Genomic DNA, 22709 nt, shown 5'->3' on the forward strand with positions numbered 1-22709 from the left:
TCCGAGTCCCGGTCCTGCAATGATTCGTTGTCGCGGCCCGTTTCACAACCCCGATCTTACATCGGAATCTCTTCAGACACGCCGAGGCGACCATGCCGATACGCCATCTCTGGATACTGTTTTTCGTTTTGTTCTTGTCGTGTGGTGGGCCGCTGACAACCTTCGGCCATGCCAGCGCCGAGCGCGATTACACCAGCGGTTGGAACGAATTTCAGCGCCTGCTCAAGGAGCCGGGCCAAGCCCAGAACCGCAACGCTTGGCTCGCCGCGCGCAACATGTTCAACAGCGCGTTTCAAAAAGCCCCGGAAGGATCCGAGGCGCCCAAGGCGTTATTCTATCTTGGTCGGGTTCATGAGGAAATGGGGCTGCGCTTCGGTCAGGCTTCGGATTTTTCTCAGGCCGCGGACTACTACGGACGAGTCGCCCTGCGGTTCGCCAACCATACCTGGGCGGACGACGCCCTGCTGCGCAAGGCCAAAATCCATCTGGAACACTTGAATGATTCGGCCCAGGCGTACATCGACCTGCTGTCCATCGTCCACAATCATTCCAAGGGCGACATGGCCCCGCAAGCCCAGGCCATGCTCCGCGAGTTGGACTCGGCATTCCTGGCCAAGGTCAACACCTCCGGGGCCGGACCGGGCAGCGCGGTGGCGGCTACTGTCCCTCCCGCCTCTTCCTCGCCCCGGACCACCGAGCCCGCGGTCCAGGCATCCTTGAGCGGCCCGGTGGCTTCGCCTCCGCGCCCGGCAGGCCCGGACTCCGACGACGCCCGCCTGACCCAGGTGCGCTACTGGAGCAGCGACGAGTACACCCGGGTGGTGTTGGATGTGGACTCCGAGGTCGCCTACAGCCATCGACTGCTCAACCCTGATCCGGACCTGGGCACCCCGCACCGGCTGATGATCGACCTGCAGGGGACGGTTCTGGGGCCGGAAGCTCCGGCCCAACTCCATGTTGCCGACGGCATTTTACGGCAAGTGCGCACCGGCCAGAATCAACCCCATGTCAGCCGTGTGGTGCTGGACATCCAGCGTCTGGAGGACTTTCGCGTCTTTACCCTGGAAGGCCCCTTCCGGATCGTCGTGGATGTCAGCGGAGCCAAGTCCAAGACCCTGGCCGGCGCACGGCCTTCCTCGCCCGCGGGCCAGCCCCAGCCGCAGATATCCTCCCGGCCCGGGGACGTGGCGGGCAGCCTGATCGAACAGCTGGGGCTGACGGTCAGCACGATCATGATCGATCCCGGTCACGGCGGAAAAGATCCCGGGGCCGTGGCCCACGGCATCAAGGAAAAAGACATCAATCTGCGCATGTCCAGAATACTTGGGAAGATGCTGGAGGAGAAAGGATTCCGCGTCCTGTACACCCGGACCACGGATGTTTTCGTTCCTCTGGAGGAGCGCACGGCCATGGCCAACGCCCAGAAAGCGGACCTGTTCCTCTCCATCCACGCCAACGCCCATCCGAACCCGAACATGAAGGGTTTTGAAATTTATTCGCTGAACTTGGCCAGAAACCAGGACGCCGTGCGGGTGGCGGCCAGGGAGAACGCTGTATCCTCCAAAAAAATCAGCGATTTGCAGTTGATTTTGACGGACCTGATGCTCAATTCCAAGATTACCGAGTCGCGGGAACTGGCCACCAAGATTCATGGAAACACCATCACCGGCATGCGCCGCACTCATCCCAGCCTCGCGGACCGAGGCGTGCGGGAAGCCCCGTTCTATGTACTAATGGGTGCCAAGATGCCGGCGGTGCTGATCGAGATGGGTTACCTGACCAACCGGGACGAAGCCCGGCTCCTGAATACCGACGCCTACCTGCGGACCCTGGCCACGAACCTTCTGCAAGGGGTCCTGGCATACCGCGATCATATCGAGCGGCACGCGAAGTTGTAGTTCGTGCAGCACAGGCCAAATCCGCTATTGCTTTCTCGGAAATGACGAAACGGCCCGGCGGCGTGGTGAACACGCCGCCGGGCCGTTTTTTTTCACGACGTTGATTTTTTTTCAGTGCGTTCCAGAGGGCGCGTTTGGAAGGAATTTCTTGATGAATTTGCGGTCGATGTAGTCCTTGATCCAAAAGGCCGCGCGGCCGCCGAAAGCAATACCGCTTTTGTGCAGGATGCCTTGCCCCTTGCCGATATTGAAGATCAACAGGTAGGCTCCACCCGGATCAAAGGTTTTGAGAGAACGTCCTTGTAGTTGGGCCTGAAGGTTGTGCAGCAGCACGGGGTTCTGACGCACGGCATAGACGCCCACTTTGGCTAGCGGTCCGGGAGCGAAGGTGATGCAGTCGCCCCCACCGAAAATGTCCGGGTGGGAAAGGCTTTGCAGGTATTGACCAACCAGCAGCCCGCCGTCCTCGCTCACTTTCAGGCCGGATGCCCGAAAGACCGGCGAGGGCCGGACCCCGAGGGCCAAAAAGATCACGTCCTGGGCATACCGCTGTCCGTTTTCCAGGAGAACTTCCCCGGTTTGCACGGACCGCACGTAGCTCCCTTCCATGACCTCGATTCCCCGCTCGAGCAGCGCCTTTCCGGCCAGGCGGCGGACTTTCTCCGGCATGGTCCTGAGCAGTTTGCCGCCGACAAACATTTGAACCACGCAACCTTTGCCTCCGTTTTCCCTGCCCGCGGACCAGGCGTTGCCGGCGATTTCCAGGGCAGCCGGTCCGCCGCCGCACACCCCCACCCGGACCGGACGATCGCGGGCCAACTCACGAATGCGTCGGCGGGCATTCCAGAGCTGCTCAATGGGTTTGGCCGGGAAAACGGCCCGTGATGCATCGTCCTTTTCAATCTCCCCAGGATTGTCGACGATCATGTCTTGAGGGACGAAGCTGCCCAGATTGCAGCTTAGCACGTCATAAGGTTCTTCGTGGCCGGACTCCAGAATCACTACGTGGCGGGCTGGATCAATGGTCGCGACCTTGTCCTGAAGAAAGACGCCGCCCCGACTCTCCACCATGTCACGCACCGGAAAGCTGATCTCCTCCGGCTGGTAGGTCCCCCCGAGCATACCCGGCCCCATGCCGGAATAGTAGTGGCGCTCTCCGGGGCCAATGGCGGTAACCTGATGGCCTTTGGCCACCAATTCCGGAATGGCGGCCATCACGGCCATGTGCGCGTGGCCGGCTCCGGCCAGGAGTAGTCTGGGCATGGTGTGGCGTGCTCCTTTGTTGCGGATTGACTTCGGAAACCGCTACGGCCGGTCCAGCAGTTCGCCCAGAAGCCGCAGGTGCGTTTTCTCCTCGGCGGCCATGGTTTCCAGAAAGGACCGGACATCGCCCTGGGCCTGGAAAGCGGCGCGAGAGTAGAGGTCCAGGGCCTGGGCCTCCACGGCCATGGCAAAGTCCACTATATCCTCGGCGCGGTTCAGGTCCACGCCCAAGCGGCGCATATGTTCCTCCAGAGGCATGCCTCCCTCGGGAACGGCCTCGTCGCTGAGATTCTTCGGGACGTCAGCATCCCCTATCCGTCCGGCCACGGCGGCTTTGTGCTTCACTTCCACATCGGCCAGGGTCTGGAAAAGTCGGGCGGCCTCCGGGTCGGCAACCTTGCCGGTCATATCCCGATAGAAGGCTTCCAAGGCCGCTTCCATGAGATAGGCCACTTGCAGGGTCCGTTCCAGGGACATGGACGGCGTAAAGTGCTCCAGGCCGAGTTCGTAGTCCCCGAAACCGGTCCAGCCGTTCCAAGCCTTGAAGCCTCCACTGAGGTTCAACACCCGCTCGAAGCCTCTTCCGGCCAGCATGTGGGCCGCGACCTTGCTCCGGCCGCCGACGGCGCAGTAGACCAAAACCGGCTTGTCCTTGGACAGTGCATCCAGCTTTTCGTCCAGATCGGCCACGGGCAGCAATCGTGCTCCGGGAATATGGCCTTGACGGTATTCCTTGGGCTGCCGAACGTCCACGATCTGGACCTCCGGTTCCGTGTTCAGCATATCCCGGGCCTGTTCGGCATTGATGGAGGCGACTCCCGCATCTCCGGGTGAAATGAGCACGGACTTGATGGATTTGAGCAGATTGAGCCAACGGGGCATGGCGGTTCCTTGGGGTTTGCGGTGGAGGGGAAGTCTGCAATGGGTTGCTATCGACTCGCGGGGCGGTCTTCAGGGGAAAATCGCCGGATGTATTCTGGAACATCGAACTTGCGGGCGCAGCCCGCGGCGCTCATGTAGCGGATCTGTCCGAAGATCGGCCGCTCGAACCAAGGCCGATCGTGTACGCCTCCAATGCTCCAGGCAATACCGACGTAGCCGTTGGGATCCCGTCCATCCAGTTCATACTTGTCGTTGAGCAGGACGGCGAACTCCAAGGCTTCTTCAGGGGAAGAGGTCCATTCCAGGATTTTTTTGGCCCAATACATGCGCATGTAGCCGTGCATTTTCCCGGTCTTGGTCATTTCCCGCTGGGCCGCGTTCCAGAGCGAGTCGTGGGTAGCGGCGGAATCGAAGGCTTGGAGATCGTAGACGTATTCCCGTTTGTCCACGCGATGTTTGTCCAGGGTTTTCCTGGCCCAGTCCGGAAACCCGTCCACCCGGTCGTAGGTTTGGTTGTACCAGCAAAAGTTGTCCCCCAGTTCCCGGCGGACGATCAGTTCCTCCAGAAAAGCTTCCCTGGACTCGCTGGATGCAGATGAGCGCATCACCTCCCAGGCGACGCGCTGGGCCGAGATATGTCCAAAATGCAAGTACGGGGAGAGGTTGGAAAGCACCGGGGCGTTGGGGTCGTTGCGCTGGGAGTACGCGTCCAGGCGATGCTCCAGAAAGTCGCCGAACACTGCCTCCGCACCGCGTTCGCCCGGGCGGAGCCAGTCCACTTCCGCGACGTCGCTGTTTACCCGAAGACGCGTTCTGACGGCGTCCCAATCCGTGGCCTTGTTGAAGACATCCGACGAGGGTGGAGCGGGGAAGGTGGGAACCTCGGGAAACGGGGTCAGAAACTCATCCAGCCTACGGTGGATCTTGGGACGAATGGTCCGGGCCGCGTACTCCTGCTTTGGGGAGACCTCCCGGCAGGGCACGATATTGTGCGCATCCACCTCATGGAACGGAATGGTCAGGTTCTCCAGCACCTCTTGCTTCCAGGACCGTTTGACACGGAGCGGATCGAAATCCGTAACCAGGGCTCCGGCATTGAATTCACGAAGCATGTCCAGCAGAACCTGGGGAACCTCCCCCACCCGGAGGACAAAGGCAATGTTGCGGCGACGCAGGTCCTCCTCCACCTCAGCCAGTCCCTTGAGCAGGAACCCATACTGCCGGATGGTCGCGCCCAGGAAGGAGGGGGTAAGACAAAAGGCCACGACCAGCGGGACATTGCGCTCCAGGGCCAGGTTCGCGGCAAAGAGCAAAGCCCAATTGTCCCGGACCCGCTGATCCCGGCTCATCCAGTAGACGATCGGACCGCGGGGGCTCTCGGCGTTCTGGTTGAGCCCCGTGACGCGGGCGGGATGAACAATCTGAGTCCGGCTCATGATTCACTGCCTCCAAGCTCGATTCAAAGATTACGCTCCCCCACAAATCCTCCGCTTCTCCTGGGTCCGTCGCCGGTCAAAAAGGTTGAGTCCGCAAGCTTTGGAGACGTTGTCAGGATCTCCCGCGAGGTTGGTTAGTCAATCTCTTTGCCACGGATCAGCCGCGAAAGCCGTTTCAGTGGATTCATCGGCCTGCGGACCCCGAACCTTTTGATCAGGAATGGGTCTTGGCCGTTATCGTTGACTCCCGGATCCAAAGTGACCGCGGTCTGGTATCCCGCCTGCCGGACAAGTTCGACAATTTGCGGTGTATACTCGCCATAGGGGTAACAAAAGGACAGTACAGGAACCTGAAAAGCGTCTTCAAGCATCTTGCGCGAACCGTCAATTTCCTGCATGGCTTGACGACGAGAAATTGCGGGCAAATGAGGATGGGTCATGGTGTGCGAGCCGATCTTCAAGCCTTGATCCAGCCATTCCCGGACCTGCTCTTTGGTCATCAAGGAACCGACGACTTCCCCATGGACCGTATCCCAAACATTGGTCTTTCCGAGCATCCCGGCCACGACATAGAGCATGGCCGGGGCCTGATGCCGTTGAAGAATCGGAGCGGCATTCGCCAAAACATTGGAATAGCCGTCGTCAAAAGTCAGGACGACGTTTTTTTGTTCATTCCGTGAGGCAAACGAGGCAGGCAGGTCGACAAAAGAAAATCCCGCGGCCTTCAGTTCCGCAATCTGGCGGTTGAGTACGCGCGGACTGACGTACAGCCCTCGGATACGGGCTTTCCAGGGGCAGGACCGGATCTGATGGTAGGTCAGGACGGGTACGCCTGTTTGAAACAATTCCCGCATCCCGTGCAGTGAAGTATAGTTTTTGATCATGGCCCATGCCCTGGGATCGGGCATCCTAAAAGAGGTAAAAGGTTGTGCGTATCTTGCATGTGAATGCCGGACGCAATTGGGGGGGCAAAGAGTCCCGGTTGCTTACGGAAATGGAGTGGCTGGTCCGCAACGGCCATGAAGTTCTTCTGGTCTGCGAGCCGGACTCCCGGCTTTACATCGTCGGCCGCGACAGGGGCCTTCCCGTGCGGTCCTTGGTGATGCGCAAACGGTATAATGTCTTGGCGGCTTTGCGTCTGCGTCGCATTGCCCGGATGTTCGGCCCGGACATCGTCAACATTCATACCGGGGTGGACGCCTATCTGTGCGCGTCCATGAAATTTTGCGGACGACCCACCGTGCGCATGCAGAACATTCATGTCAGCGGCCGCCAAAAAAGCTCCACGCGCCTGAGCTACCGCCTTTTCTGCCACCGGATCATCTGTCCGACCTCGACTCTCCAACGCACCCTGAACACGGAATTCGGCTTTGACCTGGACAGGATCGACATCATCCCGGACGGAGTTGATGTCGCGAAATTTCATCCGGATTGTGACGGACGGCGGTTCAGGGATGAATTACAGGTCAATGACGATCAAATATTGGTGGGGATGGTCTCCATGCTGCGCCCGGAAAAAGGGCATCAGCTTTTTTTGCGGGCCGCGGAAACACTACTGGCCAAAAGAACCGACTGCAAGTTCGTCATGGTCGGCTCCCCCACCAATGATTCTCGCTCGGTCCTCACGGATATTCAGGGGACCATTCGGCGATGCTTCGGCAGCCTTGATCCCGGAAATCCCATCGTACACCTGGACTTTCGTGAGGATACTCCGGAAATTCTGTGCGCCCTGGACATCTTTGTCCAACCTTCGCGCTATGAGGCTCAAGGCTTGGCCATTGCCGAAGCCATGGCCTGCCGAACAGCGGTCGTGGCGACGAATGTCGGCGGCATTCCGGAACGGGTTCGACACGCCGAAACAGGCCTGCTGACCGAACCGGCCAATTCGGATGATCTCGCCCGACAAATCGAACTCCTCGCGGACAACCCCAGCCTGCGGGCCAAGCTGGCGGAAAATGGCCATGCCCTGCTTCATGAGCAAGGCACCCTGGACCAGATCATGCAAAAGACTCTGGCATCATATGCCCAAGCCGTCAGGCAGGTTCAGGGACTAGCGGCATAGCACTTGAAAAACTCCCAATTGCCGCGTCGCTGCAAAAATATTCAAACTCTCAGGATCCAGATTATCTCTCAATCCGCGATTCACGAAACCTCTCCGCCCATGGGTTTTGAGGCTAACTATCGACTGCCGCGAGAGTCTCTGCAAGACATGCGCAAGCATATTCCGGCACCGGACGTCATATTATTTTGTTGAATCGCAATCTCGAAAGATGAGCAACCCTACTTGAGGGGAAATATAAATCATCAACCCATAAAAAGGAGTACTTCCCATGAACACATCGTCTCGCTTGTCCCGGAGTTTTATCCTGACAGGGGCCTTGTTGGCCCTGGCTCTTTTCTTGTCTTCCCCCGCCCTGGCACGGAGCGTGGAGCAGCAAAAAGCCATGGATTGGCTGAATTCCTATGCCGCGGAAATGCTGCAAAGCAGGCCTCATTTCATCGGCTATCCCATCAACCAGGACACGGAGCTGGCTGGATTTTACGAGTGGTACAAGGAGAGCGGGCTTTACGAGGCGGCCATGAACAACGTGGGCGACCCGTACAAGACCAGCTCTCTGCTCTTGAACAGCCACCCGTTCGAACGGGATGTCATCGACTATTTCGCGCCCCGATTCGGGTTTGACAAGGATTACTGGGGCTTCGTCACCGCCAGCGGAACCGACGGCAACAACCACGGCATGTACTTCGGCAAGAAGGTCTTGCAGGCCCAGTCCGATCTGCCGCCCCTTGCCTACGTTTCCGAGGAGGCCCACTATTCCATCAAAAAGCTGGCCGATGTCCAGGGTTTGGAACTGCGCCTGATCAAGGCCGATCCCATGGGCCGGATGGATCTGGCCGATTTTGAAGCCCAGCTTGATCCGACCCGCCCGGCCCTGGTGGTCATCGCCATGGGCACCACGTTCAAGGGCGGCATCGACAATCAGATGGGCATCAACGCCATCCTGGAGAAGGTCGGCCCGCCCGCGGTGTACCGCCACCAGGACGCGGCCCTGTTCGGAAGCATCCTGGGCTTTCTGCCGCCCCCGGCCAGCGACCTGGTGAACAGCGCCAAGATGGGCTTCGATTCCATCGCCATTTCCGGGCACAAGTTTTGGGGCCTGGACGAGCCCGCGGGTGTTTTCATCTCCACCCAGTACGTGCGCGACAACATCAATCCCTTCGAGGTGGCCTACCTCAAGGACGCCGTGCCCACCATCACCTGCTCCCGCAGCGCCATTTCCCCGCTCAAGCTGTGGTGGAAGATCACCTTCTCCGAACCCAACGTTTTCGAGAACCAGGCAGCCCAGCTCATTGCCAGCGCGGAATACCTGCACGCGGAGCTGCAAAAGTTGGGCATCAAATCCTGGCTCAACGAGTATTCCAACACCGTGTTCTTTGAGCGGCCCAGCCAGATGATCATGGATTACTACGGCCTGGCCCCGGACGAGAACCCGGAACAGGGCAAGCTGGCCCACGTGCTGATCATGCAGCATGTGAGCAAGGACCTGCTGGACACGTTCATCGCGGACATGAAGAAGGACTTCGGGAAGTAAGGCGACTGGGTTCGCCTTGTGCCTTGGCAAGGTTCGTGGAAAAAGTCATCATCGATGAAAATCGTTGATGACTTTTTTTTGACCAAGAGAGACGCTCAAAAGGAGAACCATTTATGGATCGCCGCAAGTTTATGAAGGTTACCGGGACCGGGGCCCTGGCCCTGGTCGCGGAACCGGCCTTGGCCAGGTTTGACCAGCCCTCGGGTATAGGCACGGGCACGGGTGCGTGCAGCCTGCCCCTGACCTGTCAACCCGACCCCCTGGCCGCGCGGACCGTGACCGGGCAACTGGCCAAGCGCGCCCTGATCGTGGACGATGAACTCCGGGATGAAACCGTTTACGGGGAGGCTGTCCGCATGTTGGCGGCCGAGTTGCAACGCCGGGACGTCCTGGTGTCCCTGGCCCAGCGGGCCGACGACGCCGTGGCCCGGATCCGGTTCGACTCGGCCATTGATTGCGTCCTGGTGGATTGGGAGCTGCAGGGCGGCCACGAGGGGGCCGCCCTGGTGGTGGACGCCGTCCGCGAACGGAACCCGGATCTGCCCATATTTCTGCTGTCGGACCACGCCTCGCCCGCCGGGGTGCCGACGGAAATCCTGGCCCGCGTCGACGGATTCATCTGGATGCTGGAGGACACCACGCACTTCATCGGCGGGCGGGTTCTCTCGGCCATTGTCCGCTATCGCTCGGGCCTGCTGCCGCCCATGTTCAAGGCCCTGACCCAGTTTTCCAAGGGTCATGAATACTCCTGGCACACGCCGGGCCACACCGGGGGCACGGCCTTTCTGAAGACACCGGCCGGCCGGGCGTTTTTCGACTTTTTCGGGGAAAGCCTGCTCCGCTCGGACCTGTCCATTTCCGTGGGGGAGTTGGGTTCCCTGCTGGACCATTCCGGGCCCATCGGCGAGGGCGAAAAGAACGCGGCCCGGGTCTTCGGCGCGCACCGCACCTACTACGTCACCAACGGCTCCTCCACCTCCAATCGGGTCATCCTGATGGCCAGCGTGACCCGGGACCAGGTGGCCCTGTGCGACCGCAACTGCCACAAGTCCGTGGAACACGCCATGACCATGTCCGGCGCCATTCCCACCTATCTGATTCCCTCGCGCAACGGCCTGGGCATCATCGGCCCGATTCCTTCCCAGCGCCTGACCCCTGAGGCGATTCGGCGGGCTATTCAGGACAACCCCATGGTCACGGGCCAGGTTGATCCCACTCCCGTGCATGCGGTGATCACCAATTCCACCTACGACGGCCTGTGCTACAACGTGGCCCGGATTGAGGAGCTGCTGGGGGCCAGCCTGGACCGGCTGCATTTTGACGAGGCCTGGTACGGCTATGCCCGCTTCCATCCCCTGTACCGCGACCGCTTCGCCATGCACGGGGATCCCGCGGCCCACGATCCGAACAAGCCCACGGTTTTCGCCACCCAGTCCACCCACAAGCTGCTGGCCGCCCTGTCCCAGGCCTCCATGATCCACGTCCGCGACGGACGCAAAAAGATCGAACATCAGCGCTTCAACGAGGCCTTCATGATGCACGCCTCCACCTCGCCGCTGTATCCGCTGATCGCTTCCATCGACGTGTCCGCGGGCATGATGGACGGCCAGGGCGGCCTGGCCCTGACGTCGGAGTCCATTCATGAAGCCGTGGAATTTCGCCAAATGATGTCCCGCCTGCATGCCGAGTACGCGGCCAGGGGGGACTGGTTCTTCAGCACCTGGCAACCGGAAACCGTCCGGCCGCCGGTCGCCCGCCAGGCCGTTGCCTTCCACGAAGCCCCCCTGGACTTCCTGACCGGGGATCCGTCCCCCTGGGTTCTCCGCCCCGGTGAAGACTGGCACGGATTCGGCGACATCGAGGACGGCTACTGCATGCTCGACCCGATCAAGGTCTCCGTGCTCACCCCGGGCGCTACGGCGGCGGGGGGCGTGGGCCAGGCCGGAATACCGGCCTGCGTGGTTTCGGCCTTCCTGGGAGCCCAGGGCATCGTGGTGGAAAAGACCACGGACTTCACGATCCTGATCCTGTTTTCCATGGGCATCACCAAGGGCAAATGGGGAACCCTGGTCAACGCGCTGTACGACTTCAAACGCCACTACGACGCCAACACTCCGCTGCCCCGTGTGCTGCCGGAACTGATGGCGGAGCACGGGGACCGCTATTTCGGCATGAGCCTCAAAGACCTGGGCAACGCCATTTTCAGGGCCATGCACGACCTGGGAACCACCGAGGCCATGGCCCGGGCCTTTTCCACCCTGCCCCGCGCCGCGATGAGCCCGGTGCGGGCCTACGAGCACCTGGTCCGCGGCGACGTGGAGACCGTGCCCCTGGACGCCATGGCCGGGAGGGTCGTGGCCACCGGAGTGGTGCCGTATCCGCCGGGCATTCCACTGCTCATGCCCGGCGAAGAGGCCGGCCGGGCCGACGGGCCGATCCTGGGCTACCTCAAGGCCCTGGAAGCTTTTGACCGCCTGTTTCCCGGCTTTGCCCACGAGACGCACGGCGTTGAAGTGGAAGACGGAGTGGGTCGGGTGGTGTGTTTGAAGGGCTGATGCCGCATGCGCGCCCTGTTACGATTAACGCGAGTAATTCGTAGTTGCTCAAAAACTTGTGGCAAGCATGGTCTGGATGCCCGCCTTCGCGGGCATAACGAGCTTTGTGAAGCACCACATCCTAAGTCATTCCCGCGAAGGCGGGAATCCAGTTGCAAGAGAGCTTTCTGGCACTGCCCGGTCTTTTGAGCAGTTACAAAAAGACATCAGGTTTCTCAGGCTGGAGCGAAGATGAAAGACACCAAGCCACGCCACGTGGACGCGGATTATTCCCTGGAGAGAGTTCCATTCACGGCACGCAAGGGATTCTGGTCCATGTTCGTGATCATGCTCGGGTTTACCTTTTTCTCGGCGAGCATGAGTGTCGGCGCGAAAATCGGGAACGGACTGGATCTCCATGATTTCCTGCTGGCGGTCGTCATCGGGGGGGCAATACTTGGGGCGTACACCGGAACGCTGGCCTATATCGGCAGCACCACCGGGTTGAGCCTTGATCTTCTTGCCCAACGATCATTCGGTTCTCTTGGGTCGTACCTGCCTTCGGCGCTGATAAGTTTCACTCAGATAGGCTGGTTCGGGGTCGGCGTGGCCATGTTCGCCATCCCCTCGGCGCAGCTATTGAATATCAGCCCGTTCACACTTTTGATTCTTGCCGGGACGTTGATGACGGGATCGGCGTACTTTGGAATCAAAGGGCTTGAGGTGATCAGTTTTATTTCCGTACCGCTGATCACGATTCTGGGTGTGTACTCCATGGTAACGGCCACCGTGGAAGGGGGGGGCCTTGTCGGGATCTTTGCCCGCTCCGCCGGGGACCTGACGGTATTTGCCGGCGTGGGCATGGTCATCGGTTCCTTTGTCAGTGGCGGCACTGCCACGCCAAACTTCATCCGCTTTGCCAAAAACAACAAGATCGCCGTCATCACCACTGTGATAGCCTTCTTCATCGGAAATACCCTGATGTTCGCCTTCGGTGCAGTGGGAGGGGCTTTTACCGGTCAGGACGACATTTTCTACGTGATGATCGCCCAGGGGCTTGCCATACCTGCCATTCTGGTCCTTGGCGCCAACATCTGGACCACCAACGACAACGCCCTGTACACATCCGGCCTCGGACTCTCCAACATCACAAAGATACGCAAACGCCCCATGGTTTTGATCGCCGGCGTGATCGGCACGGCGAGCTCGATGTGGCTCTACTTCAACTTCATCGGCTGGTTGAGCTTTCTGAACGCCACCCTCCCGCCGGTGGGCGCGATCATCGCCCTGGATTTCTTCCTGCACCGGGATAAATACAGGAACGAGCAGTTCTCTCAGCGGACCGTGGACTGGGGAGCGATCATCGGCGTTGTGGCGGCCGCCCTGGTGGGTAACTTCGTCACCGTGGGCATTGCCGCCCTGAACGGGATGATCGTGGCGGTGGCCTGTTACATCGCGGCGGACAAGCTGATCTATGCAAAGAAGGCGTGACGCAGTGAATGCACAAATGAAGGAGAAAAATATGGATCGCAGAGCATTTTTGAAGATCGCCGCCGTCGGAGCGTTGGCCGGAGGCGTTCAGGGCATTTCGGGGCCATTTTCAGCTCTGGCCGCCGGATCTGATTCAAGTTCGGATGAAGCCGTCAGGTACATGGTGGCGGACAGCCATTTCCATTACGTGGATTTTCTGCAGAAGACCGAAGGCATGGACGCCTTGTTACGGGCCATGGGAGACGCGGGCGTCGAGCACACCATGATCTCCGGGATGCCCCTGGTCAAAAAATGGGACGCCGCCGAGCCGGAAGAGCCCCGGTATTACCTGGACGACAACGGCCGGACCTACTGGTACTCAGCCACGGATTTCATCGTGGCTCGGCGCGTCATGGAACTGCCCGACCAGGCTCGTTCCCGGTTTCATCCCTTCATCTGCGGGTTCAACGCCACGGACAAGCATGCCGTGCTCCACGTGGAGCGGATGCTGGAGGAATATCCCGGGCTGTGGCAGGGCATCGGCGAGGTTTTCGGCCACCGGGACGACCTGACCAATCTGACCTACGGGGAGACGGCCCGGGCCAACCATCCGGCCCTGGACCCGGTCTACGACCTGGCGGCCCAGAAAAATCTGCCCGTGAACCTGCACAACAACGCCACCTCCCGCAACCGGCTGGACCGCCCCATCTACGTTTACGAAGTGCAGGAGGCTTTGTCCCGACACCCCAGGACCGTGATCATCTGGGCCCACGCCGGGCTGTCGCGGATGCTGGACCTGGACCAGCCCGCCTATACGGGACTGTTGCGGGAAATGCTCACGAAGCACGACAACCTGTACATCGACCTGTCCTGGCTGATCTTCGAGAATTACGTCCTCGACCCCGGCAGCCCCGGGCAGGTCCGCCCTTACTGGCTGACGCTGATCTCGGACTTTTCCGACCGTTTCATGATCGGCTCGGACAACATCGGCCACTTCGCGACGTACAACCAAAACATCACCAAATACTACCTACTACTGGACGCCTTGAGCCCGGAAAAGGCCGGGAAGGTGGCCTTGACCAATTTCTTGAGCCTGCTTCCGGGATAGGGGAGATGGATGCAGGACAGACGCGAGGCCTGCCCCTACAAGATGCGGAAATAGACCCGGTTGTCCTTGAACAACCCGCAATCATCAGGATGAAATTTTCGAGGCCATCAGCCAGGTGCCGCGCTGCTCCAAGGACGAGGAGCGTGACGGTCCGCCTGACTGAGACGCATAATGAGCCTTCCTGAAACCACCTCGTCATTGCTTGACCGCTTCTCTGGATCGGATTATTTTGTGCACAATTATCCGATTCAACAACAGGAGACATGATAATGCGTGCCCAAGATTTTATTTCCGCCACAACGCTTTCCAAAAAGACATCCTTTACCCTGGAAGCCCTGGAACGCGGCGAGGCTGAAGAGTTGATCATCCTCAAGAACAACGAACCCAGAGCCGTCCTGCTCTCCATGGCGGCCTACGAATCCATGCGGGAAGAGATCGAGGATCTGCGTCTGGCCTCGCTGGCCATGGCCAGGCTGGAATCCTTTGACCGGGACAAAGCCGTCCCGCATGATCGAATGATGGAGAAATTCGCTCCATGACCTGGAAGATCCTGTATCACCACGATGTCGAGGAGGATTTGGAAAGCGTGGGCACGGCCATGGCTCGGCGCATTGTCCGGGCCATCGACCAGAAATTGACCCAATCTCCCCTGGAATTCGGCGTTCCTCTGTCCGCTGGCCTGGCTGATTTTCGCAAGCTGCGGGTTGGTGATTGTCGGGTCGTGTATCAGGTGCGGGGGCATGAGGTGGTTGTTTTTGTCCTGGCCGTTGGTCCAAGAAGAGACAAGGAGATTTACAAGGCCGCACTGCGAAGAAAGGTTGGCCGGAGCGACATATTCCGGGCGTCCGGGCTGGAGAAACTCAAGAAACGATCGCGATCAGCTCGGACGGTGTAAGCCCGGTATGGTATTTCACCGCTCCGTAGAAGGTGGACCGGTTGGCCCAGCCAGCTTTCCGGCCAAGGCCCTCCAGGGGGGCCTTGTCGTTCTGTTCCCGTAAAACCAGTTGGATAAAGTAAGCCAGGCGCAACGTGTTCACCAGTTGTCTGAACGGCATGCGCCATTGCCGGGCAACCATCCTGGACAGGTAGGTTGTGTTGATGCCCAGCTCCTGGGCGGCCTTTTGCAGGGAACAATCGATGTCCGAAAAACGTCTGGCCAGCCAGTCAGCCAGGGCTCCGGCTTCCGGGTCAGCGTCGGCGGCAAATCGGGCCGAATCATATTCCCGCAGCAGGTTGTCCATGAGTTGTTTGTCAAAGGGCCGTGGGCAGCCCGGACTGCCCCTTTTTCGCGGGGAGATGCTCCAGGGTCGAGGCGCACAGTTCTTCCGGCTCAACCGGTTTGACCAGGTAATCCACGGCGCCCATCTTCATGCACGCCACCGCGGTATTCAGGTCAGCTACGCCGGTGAACATCACCACCGGCAGGCTGGGAAAGTTCTTCCGTATTTCTTCCAAGGTAACTCCCTGAAAAAATCGTAACAGGACTACGCGGGAGCCGGTCGAATCGTCACATGGTATTTGGGGAGTTGTTCATTGCGTTGCAGGCGTTTCTCGATGACTTCGAACCTCCCGTGGGGCGAATTTTTGGTGCTGCTCAATGACTCCGGTTTTTCGCTCAACCTGATGGATTTGAGCCCCTGAAAAGGAGGACTCAATGCGACTGTATCTCTTTTCCCGGCAGGGGGCGGCCTGGCTGTTGGTTCTTTCGGTCCTGCTGCTGTTTTCCTGCAGCGGGTCCGGGGACGGTGGCGACAGTCAGGTCTTATGGTTCTCGGACATCCACTTCGATCCCTTCGCCGACCCGGATATCGTCGCCGATCTCACCGAAGCGGACCATGCGGACTGGGGCCGGATTTTCACGCAATCCGCGATCCACGGGGTCTATCCGTCCACGGGCCGGGAGACCAACTACCGGCTGCTGCGCGAGTCCCTGCGGGACATGCGCAAGCATGTCCCGGGGCCGGACCTCATTCTGTTCACCGGGGACTTCCTGGCCCACTACTTCAACGAGAACTACGCCGCCCTGACCGGGGACGCCGGGCAGGCCGGGCAGATCTTCAGCCGCGCGTACGGCCCTGGCGAACTCAGCCCGCAACGCATGGATCAGCTCTGGGCCGACGTGCGAAACAATCCTGGAATTCGCAACCACTACGCCACGGCCTATGCGGCCTTCCGAACGCCCGTCGAGATCTCGGACCAGAATTCTCCCTACTACTGGAACGCCATCGGCATCCTGGACGGCGCTTCCTACCGCCGGGCGTTTCAGGAACACCGAAGCGCCCCCGTGGCCGCGACGTCTCTGATGCATGGAACTGGCCAACCCTCGCCCTGGATCGCCGGTTCATGGTCCGCGCTCGGGCCTTTCCAAGGTGTATGTGGACTGGTCAGAGGCCGAGACGCGGGTTTTCTCTGAACTCAAAAAGCGAACTTCACTCTGGCTGATAGAGGACGGAGCCATGCAACGGACGTGGACCGTGGACTCACACAAATCATCGCCAACTGAACAAACTGCCGGAAATCCGTGAAAAACTTCTCGCCTTGCTCAAGAAAATCCAATAGTGTCAGTTTATTGCCTGGGTTGCGGAACTGCTTTGGCGGCAGGATGTCGTTCACGCTTGGAGCTTGCCCTTGACGCAAACCCACCTGAATGCCACATGACACAGAGGATCCTGCTCCGGCTTCCGTCCAGGCTGAAGGTGGAAAAGGCGCTTCGGACAAGAGCGGATTCGCCGAAAAAAGAATGCTTGCAAGCCAAGAGCAGACTTGACCCCTTTCCATGGCTGCGGCCGGAAGGAATCACCTGCTACTTTTGGCTGCACAAAAGCAAAAAGAGCTTGACATGCTTTCCTTCTGGTCCGTAACGGAAGACCTTTCAATTCCGGATATTCTCTTCAAATTCCATCAACCCAACCGGCCATAACGAACATGACCACGGACCCAACCCGGCTCGCTCTGAGCATTCGCCAGCCTTGGGTTGAGCTGATCCTTCTGGGCCGCAAGAGCATTGAGGTCCGTTCGTGGACGACCAAGCACCGGGGGCCGCTGTGGCTGCATGCCGGGATGGCGCGGGAAAGAAAGCTCTTTCAGCGGATTCACCTGGACGAGAAGCAGTTGGCCTTTGGTGCGCTCGTGGGCCGTTGTGAACTGACGGACTGCATGGCATTCGCTCCCGCGACCTGGGAACAATGGCGCGGCCGCCATCACAATCCCGGCCCCCTCACCGGAACGCTGTATGCCTGGCTTCTGGAGAATCCGGCCCGAATCCCCCCGATACCCATGAGAGGCAAACTTGGACTGATGCGTGTTCAACCTGAACTGTGCGGGTGTCCGGCATGAAAAGAGACCTCGGCATGCGTTCCGGTTGTACTGTGCAAAAGTCCGCGGCCATCCGCGCCTACCTGTCAAATTTCCGGGCTTGCTATCCTGGAATACTCGAATGGTTTTCGGGTCTGGAGCAGGGCATTGCTTGCGGTGGATGGCAGGTTTTGTTTCCTTGAGGGGGCGGGATATTCAAGCTAAAAGCAAGCCAAGAGCAGACTTGACCCCTTTCCATTTTTCTGTTTGGGGGTTCTATATATCACTTGCTCTTTTGATTGTAATCACAAAGGCAATAGCAATTGGATAGAGCGCATAACAATGCCATAAACTCGGACGCTAGAAAGCTACGCTGCGCTCCGCTTCCTGGTGCCGGTTATGGCTGGCGTTCCCGGCGACTGCGTCGCCGCGATTATACACAAGGATGGCTATGAAGTATTTTCATAGAGTCGTATTTTATTCACTCTTAGTTTTGTCATTAGTTTGGGCTTGCTTTGCGCTAAAGACCAACCCGTTTTCACTTTTATATAACTTTGAGCTTATTGAGTCAGTTAAATTTATATACATACTGGGTGGGACGGCTGTATTTTGGCCGATATTCTACGTCGAAATAATAGACTACTTAATGTCTGCCTCTGGACGGAATGGCAAGCTGTATAAAAATTATGCTAACAGTATACAAAAAGACATTTTTGTAAGTTTTATTGCAGCATTAATACTTGGGAGTATCTACTGGTTAGATCTCGTTAAGTACAGTTTCTCTGGAATTGATCTTGGCTACGTAGGATTTCCGTTTCTAATTTATTCAATTTATACATTATTTCAAATCATAAAAATTAAAGTGGCAGGAAAACCTGTTAGAAAATTACCCGTAATTGTCATGTTTGTTGTTGTCTCTATATTTACCATTTTGGCTTATTCCACTTTGCTCAAAAACTCTTCGGGGGAGTATGAGGCATATCAAGCTATATGGTTTCAGCTGACAATCTTGTTTGCATCTTTCTTTATTTTTACTAGCGTGAGCTTTCAAAAATATTCATTAGAGAAAGGTAAAGTTGAGCTATCCCAGTTCAAAAAGTATTTTTTTAGTCAGGTGATAAGGTCAAAAGATCGACTATATGAGAGTATTGAAGAGCCTTTAAACAAGATGAATAAAAACACACTTCAAGCAAAAGCAAAGTACTCTTCATCGCTTAGGAAAAAGGTAAAAAGTGAGCATGTGTATAACAAATCAATTAACTACGCCCCTGCGAGGCCGGACGCAGCAAAGCTGCGCCGGTTATTGAGGCGTTAGCTAAAAAAGGAGAGATTCATACATGAGCAGCAATGGTTTTTTGTTACTGAGCTCTATTTTAAGTGGCACTTTGGGGGTCATTGCTGGAGCCGTAATCTCGGTTGTTTATCAAACTAAGCATTACAAAGGAAATTTAGTTGAAAAGTGGATGAGCGATTTAAGGAATGAGATCGCTCATTTTCTTGAGCTCGCCGAGAGTATGAGGCTGATGAACACAGAAATGATCCCAGCGAACAAAGATATATTTAGCCAAATTCATTCAAAAAGCCAGAAAATTAAGTTGCTATTAAATGATGAATTTAAGCAACGAAAAATATTTGAGCATGTGCAGTCAATGGTTCAAGAGGCCAGCAAGAGAAATCCTGACTGGTCAAAGTACTCCATGCATGAAGTCGAGTTGGTGAAGTTTACAAAAGATGTACTTGGGGAAGAGTGGACTGAGGTCTACAAGACGCCAAAGGCTCCAATCGTTGCTATTTTTATTTTTTTAATCGGCTTGCCAGTGTTTATTTATATATATGCAGAGGAAATAACAAAGCTAGTTTTAAAATAAAAGTTCAGCTATCCGTAGCATCCACCGGACAGTGATACAGCAGTATATTTTCGGAAAGTGTCTACTTAGCGGCGGGTGGATGCCGGTGATGCAAGTCCGTTATGTGAAGATCATCAATAAATGAGAGGAAGAAATATAATCAATGATTCAATTACCTGAAATTTTGGACTGTATCGTAACAAAGTTGCCAATGAGGCAGTTGGCGACATTTGACGACCTATACAGCCTTATTGAACGTAATCTATCTCTTGACGATGAAGGCTATGAACGGCAATCTCCAACATCTGATATTCATAAATGGAAACGAAATGTCAGAAACGTTCTGCAATACAGAAAGAATACTGGTGAAATTGAGTGGGATGGAATGTGTAGGTATAGATTGTAAAGAAAGTGTAAGATGGAAATGTGAGGAAAGGTGATGCCAATATTAAATGTTTCAACCAATCAAAAGCAATTTCAAATTTCGTTGACTGGATTAGCGTTAAATAAAAGTCTGCAGATCCTTTCCCAGAAACGAATTACCACTGCTACTAGGAATGCTCTAAGACAAAGACATCCAAACGATACCATAGTGGTTAGTTGTTCAGCGACCTTTACAAACGGTGTCTGGTACGGAAACGGTCAAATTAATGGGAACCCATTTCGGTACTCCATAAATTAATAAAATTAATATAAAGAACACATAACAAGGCCGCTGCACCCGACCGGAAAACCGCGCAGATCGTTCCTCGCTCTGCGGTTTCCGTCAGGTGAGCGCCACGTTCCCGGCGACTGCGTCGCCGCTAATCGCGCGCTGACTTCATCCAGCTCCGCGATTAGCGGTCAGGTGAAAATTTTAAAGGGAGTTGAATCCGATGCCCAGCATCTCAGTCGGACGTGCGGTCAAAATCGCGAAAGAACAGGCAGAAGTGCTCTTTGAAGGCGAAACCCTCAGGAATCTGGCACTTGAAGAAGTTGAATTGGATGAGGCCAAGAACCAATGGCTTGTTACGCTTGGTTACGACTCGCCGCACCTTCTAAAGCGAAAAACAGGCCCAAACCTCTTCCCCACAACGGAAGAAGAAAGGAAACGGGAGTACAAGGTTTTCCGTATCGATGCTGACGATGGACTTCTAATTTCAATGAAGATGTGGGATGCTTGAGGTAGTTCATCCATATCTGGCCCATGCGTCAAAGCGTGGAGCGCTGGTTGACGGCAACCTATTAACAGTGCTGCTAGTCGGTATGCTTGGCCGGGGCGAAGTTGAGAAATTTAAAAGGACACGGGAATACACATCCGAAGATGCGGTTGGCATTGATAATCTTCTAAGCAAGTTTGCTTGGGTGTGTACCACGCCTCATGTCCTTGCCGAAGTTGCCAACATCCTGGATTGGGTAAAAGGCGACAACAGAAACAAAGTTTTGGATTTCCTCTCGATTTTTGTTCAGAACATTTCAGAGCACCATCAGCCTGCTAAGGACTTGGTGGAAACGAAGGTCTACTTTCAGTTAGGGCTAAGTGACGCAGGGTTGGTTAATCTCTCGGCGTCGGAGAATTTGGTCCTTATAACAGCCGACTTACATCTCTATCAATACGCTTCAGGTTTAGGTGTACAGGCAATCAACTTTCACAATCTGAGAGAAGCGTGGCTGATATGAGTGCCAATCGGTGAGAGGCCGCTAACAATGCGTTAACTGGTAAACCATTTTTACCCTATCACGCAAAAGAGAGGAAAAATGAAGACAGACTACAATAAAGGATTGGAAGATATTCAAAGTGAAGAGCTCGATTTGGAATCGACCCCACCCAAATTGAGTATGTCAGCAAGCACTGTGCCAACTTGGCGTCCGCAGCACGGGGGCCGGTCTAACTTGCCAAACGAAGAGGACGTCCTATCGGCGGGCTTTCGCCCGCCTACTGTCCGCCGGTCATTTCTACGTTATACACCACAGGTAACCCGCACATGATTAACACCATTGCTCAAGCCTCAGCATTTATTGTGTTGCTTGCTGGATCAATCGCTTTTGGGTTGTTAGGCAAGCCAACCGAAATGGGGCTTTGCATATTGGCAGCGGCAATAGCGTTGGCTTTTTCAAATATTGAGAAAATTAAGCGCTTTAAAGGCGCAGGCTTTGAAGCCGAGATGTTAGAAAAACAAGTAGAGGCAATGATTGCAAAAGAAGCAGAGCCAGAGACCAAAGATGAGTCATCATTGATCACTGGCAAAGCATATAGTTTAGATGACACAACCCGAGGCGTTTTAAATGCTCTCGGAAACTCAAAGTACACCTGGCGCACCGTAAGTGGTATCGCGCAAGAGAGAGGTCTAAGCGCTGTTTCAGTAAAGAAAGCCATAAAATGGCTAACAATGAATGATCTTGTAGTACAAGCAGGAACGGCTAAAAGCGCCAACTGGGGGCTTTCTGAGGAAGGGCGAAAACTGTACAACAGCATCAAAGCATCCGATGGCGTTGTATAACAATGCGCTCAAATCGCTCGCTTCGCTCACTGGGGCTGGCTAAAGTCGGCCCTCTTAGCTTAATCATTGGCCATAACGGATATGAACGAGATCATCGACAGCAAGGCTTTAAGTAACCGCCCCGTTGATTACGTAGCATCTGCCACCAAGTCAGTGCTTGGCGCGATACCCTTCGCAGGTTCGCTACTTACCGAAGTAGCCGGAACAATTTTTTCAAATCAGAGACTTGATCGCGTCGCGCGATTCGCAGCTGAACTCAAAAAACACATCTCCGACCTCGATCAACAGTTCGTTCGTTCGCAGCTCACAAATGAAAATTTCACCGATCTTCTTGAAGATGGAATCCACCAGGCCTCGCGATCGCTATCTGAAGAACGACGAGCGTATCTTGCATCAGTGCTATCGAATGGCATCAAGTTGGGTGATGTTGAGTTCTTCGAGTCATAATACCTGCTTCGACTACTCGGCGAGATCAACGATGTAGAGGTAATCATCCTCAGGTCTTACCTAGATCCGTGAAGTTACTGCATAGCTAATACAGTCGCACTGCAGAAATTTTATTGACTTAAACCATATATTTCGATATGTTGCCTCATCTACGCAGTGGTTTTAGAAGTTCACCCGGCAGGTGATGAGGGCAACGAGCATGGGCATATCCAAGGTGGTTCACAAGGAAAACCTCCAAGTCGGTCCAGCCGGCTTGGTATTTGTCGCACAGATGGCCAAACTGGCACGCCTTGATGCTGTGGCAAAGCAGGTAACCATCGGTAGGCCGCAGATATCCACGGAAGACATTCTGAAGACCATGCTTGGACTGATGGTCCAAGGAAAAACTGATTTTGATTACGTCAAACCGCTGGCAGGCAACAGGTACTTCATGAACTCCGTCGACATTGACAGGGTG

General features: G+C 56.2%; 22 protein-coding genes and 1 pseudogene. 17 read left to right on the plus strand and 6 right to left on the minus strand.

Going from position 1 to position 22709, the window contains the following annotated elements; translation table 11 throughout:
* The first annotated feature begins 92 nt into the window (after positions 1–92).
* A complete protein-coding gene (locus GY33_RS0106350; RefSeq protein ID WP_035271450.1) occupies positions 93–1898 on the plus strand; it encodes an N-acetylmuramoyl-L-alanine amidase in 1806 nt (601 codons plus the stop codon).
* Positions 1899–2009: 111 nt separating this feature from the next.
* On the opposite strand, the gene GY33_RS0106355 is transcribed toward GY33_RS0106350, so the two are convergent.
* The 4 genes from GY33_RS0106355 to GY33_RS0106370 all read right to left on the minus strand — a co-directional run bounded on the left by GY33_RS0106355 (position 2010) and on the right by GY33_RS0106370 (position 6363).
* The gene (locus GY33_RS0106355) at positions 2010–3161 is read right to left on the minus strand and encodes an NAD(P)/FAD-dependent oxidoreductase (protein WP_031386532.1); all 1152 of its coding nucleotides are present in this window, start codon (positions 3159–3161) and stop codon (positions 2010–2012) included.
* Between the two features lie 42 nt (positions 3162–3203).
* On the minus strand, positions 3204–4043 hold the full coding sequence (locus GY33_RS0106360; RefSeq protein WP_084184846.1) for a rhodanese-like domain-containing protein: 840 nt from the start codon (positions 4041–4043) through the stop codon (positions 3204–3206).
* Between the two features lie 47 nt (positions 4044–4090).
* Entirely contained in the window at positions 4091–5479 is a 1389-nt protein-coding gene (locus GY33_RS0106365; RefSeq protein WP_031386534.1) for a deoxyribodipyrimidine photo-lyase, read from the minus strand.
* A 134-nt stretch (positions 5480–5613) separates the two neighbouring features.
* Complete coding sequence (locus tag GY33_RS0106370; protein WP_051822354.1) at positions 5614–6363, minus strand: polysaccharide deacetylase family protein; 750 nt, start codon at positions 6361–6363, stop codon at positions 5614–5616.
* 44 nt (positions 6364–6407) lie between these two features.
* Between GY33_RS0106370 and GY33_RS0106375 the strand changes: the two genes are divergently transcribed.
* The 7 genes from GY33_RS0106375 to GY33_RS0106405 all read left to right on the plus strand — a co-directional run bounded on the left by GY33_RS0106375 (position 6408) and on the right by GY33_RS0106405 (position 15079).
* On the plus strand, positions 6408–7541 hold the full coding sequence (locus tag GY33_RS0106375) for a glycosyltransferase family 4 protein (RefSeq protein ID WP_031386536.1): 1134 nt from the start codon (positions 6408–6410) through the stop codon (positions 7539–7541).
* 268 nt (positions 7542–7809) lie between these two features.
* On the plus strand, positions 7810–9072 hold the full coding sequence (locus GY33_RS0106380; RefSeq protein WP_051822355.1) for an aminotransferase class V-fold PLP-dependent enzyme: 1263 nt from the start codon (positions 7810–7812) through the stop codon (positions 9070–9072).
* Positions 9073–9185: 113 nt separating this feature from the next.
* On the plus strand, positions 9186–11627 hold the full coding sequence (locus GY33_RS0106385) for an Orn/Lys/Arg family decarboxylase (RefSeq protein WP_200874839.1): 2442 nt from the start codon (positions 9186–9188) through the stop codon (positions 11625–11627).
* A 231-nt stretch (positions 11628–11858) separates the two neighbouring features.
* Positions 11859–13097, plus strand: coding sequence for a cytosine permease (codB, locus tag GY33_RS0106390; RefSeq protein WP_031386539.1), 1239 nt, complete (start codon positions 11859–11861; stop codon positions 13095–13097).
* A 31-nt stretch (positions 13098–13128) separates the two neighbouring features.
* A complete protein-coding gene (locus GY33_RS0106395; protein WP_084184850.1) occupies positions 13129–14184 on the plus strand; it encodes an amidohydrolase family protein in 1056 nt (351 codons plus the stop codon).
* A gap of 269 nt (positions 14185–14453) precedes the next feature.
* Complete coding sequence (locus tag GY33_RS0106400; protein WP_031386541.1) at positions 14454–14723, plus strand: type II toxin-antitoxin system Phd/YefM family antitoxin; 270 nt, start codon at positions 14454–14456, stop codon at positions 14721–14723.
* A complete protein-coding gene (locus GY33_RS0106405) occupies positions 14720–15079 on the plus strand; it encodes a type II toxin-antitoxin system RelE family toxin (RefSeq protein ID WP_084184852.1) in 360 nt (119 codons plus the stop codon). The genes GY33_RS0106400 and GY33_RS0106405 overlap by 4 nt, the downstream gene beginning before the upstream one ends.
* Here GY33_RS0106405 and GY33_RS0106410 read toward each other — a convergent pair.
* Both GY33_RS0106410 and GY33_RS0106415 read right to left on the minus strand, forming a co-directional pair.
* Positions 15045–15425, minus strand: a complete 381-nt coding sequence (locus GY33_RS0106410) for a helix-turn-helix domain-containing protein (protein ID WP_031386543.1) — start codon at positions 15423–15425, stop codon at positions 15045–15047. The two genes, GY33_RS0106405 and GY33_RS0106410, sit on opposite strands and share 35 nt — an antisense overlap.
* Positions 15426–15435: 10 nt before the next feature.
* Positions 15436–15639: a response regulator gene (locus tag GY33_RS0106415; protein WP_031386544.1), complete on the minus strand. Its 204-nt coding sequence runs from the start codon at positions 15637–15639 to the stop codon at positions 15436–15438.
* A 199-nt stretch (positions 15640–15838) separates the two neighbouring features.
* Between GY33_RS0106415 and GY33_RS0106425 the strand changes: the two genes are divergently transcribed.
* From GY33_RS0106425 to GY33_RS0106475, 9 genes and pseudogenes are all read left to right on the plus strand, one after another.
* Positions 15839–16597, plus strand: a complete 759-nt coding sequence (locus GY33_RS0106425; protein ID WP_031386545.1) for a metallophosphoesterase family protein — start codon at positions 15839–15841, stop codon at positions 16595–16597.
* Between the two features lie 512 nt (positions 16598–17109).
* Positions 17110–17520 (plus strand): ASCH domain-containing protein, encoded by a 411-nt coding sequence (locus GY33_RS0106440; protein WP_031386548.1) that lies wholly within the window; start codon positions 17110–17112, stop codon positions 17518–17520.
* Positions 17521–17929: 409 nt separating this feature from the next.
* Positions 17930–18793 (plus strand): hypothetical protein, encoded by an 864-nt coding sequence (locus GY33_RS0106445; RefSeq protein ID WP_031386549.1) that lies wholly within the window; start codon positions 17930–17932, stop codon positions 18791–18793.
* A 22-nt stretch (positions 18794–18815) separates the two neighbouring features.
* Positions 18816–19346 (plus strand): hypothetical protein, encoded by a 531-nt coding sequence (locus GY33_RS0106450; protein WP_031386550.1) that lies wholly within the window; start codon positions 18816–18818, stop codon positions 19344–19346.
* An 854-nt stretch (positions 19347–20200) separates the two neighbouring features.
* On the plus strand, positions 20201–20488 hold the full coding sequence (locus GY33_RS0106455) for a hypothetical protein (protein ID WP_051822356.1): 288 nt from the start codon (positions 20201–20203) through the stop codon (positions 20486–20488).
* A complete protein-coding gene (locus GY33_RS0106460; RefSeq protein ID WP_031386552.1) occupies positions 20481–20984 on the plus strand; it encodes a PIN domain-containing protein in 504 nt (167 codons plus the stop codon). The genes GY33_RS0106455 and GY33_RS0106460 overlap by 8 nt, the downstream gene beginning before the upstream one ends.
* Before the next feature lie 305 nt (positions 20985–21289).
* Positions 21290–21805 carry a hypothetical protein gene (locus tag GY33_RS0106465; RefSeq protein WP_051822357.1) on the plus strand — a complete coding sequence of 172 codons (516 nt, stop codon included), beginning with the start codon at positions 21290–21292 and terminating at the stop codon, positions 21803–21805.
* 81 nt (positions 21806–21886) lie between these two features.
* A complete protein-coding gene (locus tag GY33_RS20920; RefSeq protein ID WP_152555100.1) occupies positions 21887–22252 on the plus strand; it encodes a hypothetical protein in 366 nt (121 codons plus the stop codon).
* A 199-nt stretch (positions 22253–22451) separates the two neighbouring features.
* Positions 22452–22709, plus strand: a pseudogene (locus GY33_RS0106475) (IS1380-like element ISDth1 family transposase); the annotation flags it as partial.

This window comes from Desulfonatronum thiodismutans (genome assembly GCF_000717475.1).
Taxonomy (GTDB): Bacteria; Desulfobacterota; Desulfovibrionia; order Desulfovibrionales; family Desulfonatronaceae; genus Desulfonatronum; species Desulfonatronum thiodismutans.

Coding starts and splice junctions, on each gene's coding strand:
- GY33_RS0106350 (WP_035271450.1), top strand. CDS start 93: ATGCCGATACGCCATCTCTGGATACTGTTTTTCGTTTTGTTCTTGTCG.
- GY33_RS0106355 (WP_031386532.1), bottom strand. CDS start 3,161: ATGCCCAGACTACTCCTGGCCGGAGCCGGCCACGCGCACATGGCCGTG.
- GY33_RS0106360 (WP_084184846.1), bottom strand. CDS start 4,043: ATGCCCCGTTGGCTCAATCTGCTCAAATCCATCAAGTCCGTGCTCATT.
- GY33_RS0106365 (WP_031386534.1), bottom strand. CDS start 5,479: ATGAGCCGGACTCAGATTGTTCATCCCGCCCGCGTCACGGGGCTCAAC.
- GY33_RS0106370 (WP_051822354.1), bottom strand. CDS start 6,363: ATGATCAAAAACTATACTTCACTGCACGGGATGCGGGAATTGTTTCAA.
- GY33_RS0106380 (WP_051822355.1), top strand. CDS start 7,810: ATGAACACATCGTCTCGCTTGTCCCGGAGTTTTATCCTGACAGGGGCC.
- GY33_RS0106385 (WP_200874839.1), top strand. CDS start 9,186: ATGGATCGCCGCAAGTTTATGAAGGTTACCGGGACCGGGGCCCTGGCC.
- codB (WP_031386539.1), top strand. CDS start 11,859: ATGAAAGACACCAAGCCACGCCACGTGGACGCGGATTATTCCCTGGAG.
- GY33_RS0106395 (WP_084184850.1), top strand. CDS start 13,129: ATGGATCGCAGAGCATTTTTGAAGATCGCCGCCGTCGGAGCGTTGGCC.
- GY33_RS0106400 (WP_031386541.1), top strand. CDS start 14,454: ATGCGTGCCCAAGATTTTATTTCCGCCACAACGCTTTCCAAAAAGACA.
- GY33_RS0106405 (WP_084184852.1), top strand. CDS start 14,720: ATGACCTGGAAGATCCTGTATCACCACGATGTCGAGGAGGATTTGGAA.
- GY33_RS0106410 (WP_031386543.1), bottom strand. CDS start 15,425: ATGGACAACCTGCTGCGGGAATATGATTCGGCCCGATTTGCCGCCGAC.
- GY33_RS0106425 (WP_031386545.1), top strand. CDS start 15,839: ATGCGACTGTATCTCTTTTCCCGGCAGGGGGCGGCCTGGCTGTTGGTT.
- GY33_RS0106440 (WP_031386548.1), top strand. CDS start 17,110: ATGACCACGGACCCAACCCGGCTCGCTCTGAGCATTCGCCAGCCTTGG.
- GY33_RS0106445 (WP_031386549.1), top strand. CDS start 17,930: ATGAAGTATTTTCATAGAGTCGTATTTTATTCACTCTTAGTTTTGTCA.
- GY33_RS0106450 (WP_031386550.1), top strand. CDS start 18,816: ATGAGCAGCAATGGTTTTTTGTTACTGAGCTCTATTTTAAGTGGCACT.
- GY33_RS0106455 (WP_051822356.1), top strand. CDS start 20,201: ATGCCCAGCATCTCAGTCGGACGTGCGGTCAAAATCGCGAAAGAACAG.
- GY33_RS0106460 (WP_031386552.1), top strand. CDS start 20,481: ATGCTTGAGGTAGTTCATCCATATCTGGCCCATGCGTCAAAGCGTGGA.
- GY33_RS0106465 (WP_051822357.1), top strand. CDS start 21,290: ATGATTAACACCATTGCTCAAGCCTCAGCATTTATTGTGTTGCTTGCT.
- GY33_RS20920 (WP_152555100.1), top strand. CDS start 21,887: ATGAACGAGATCATCGACAGCAAGGCTTTAAGTAACCGCCCCGTTGAT.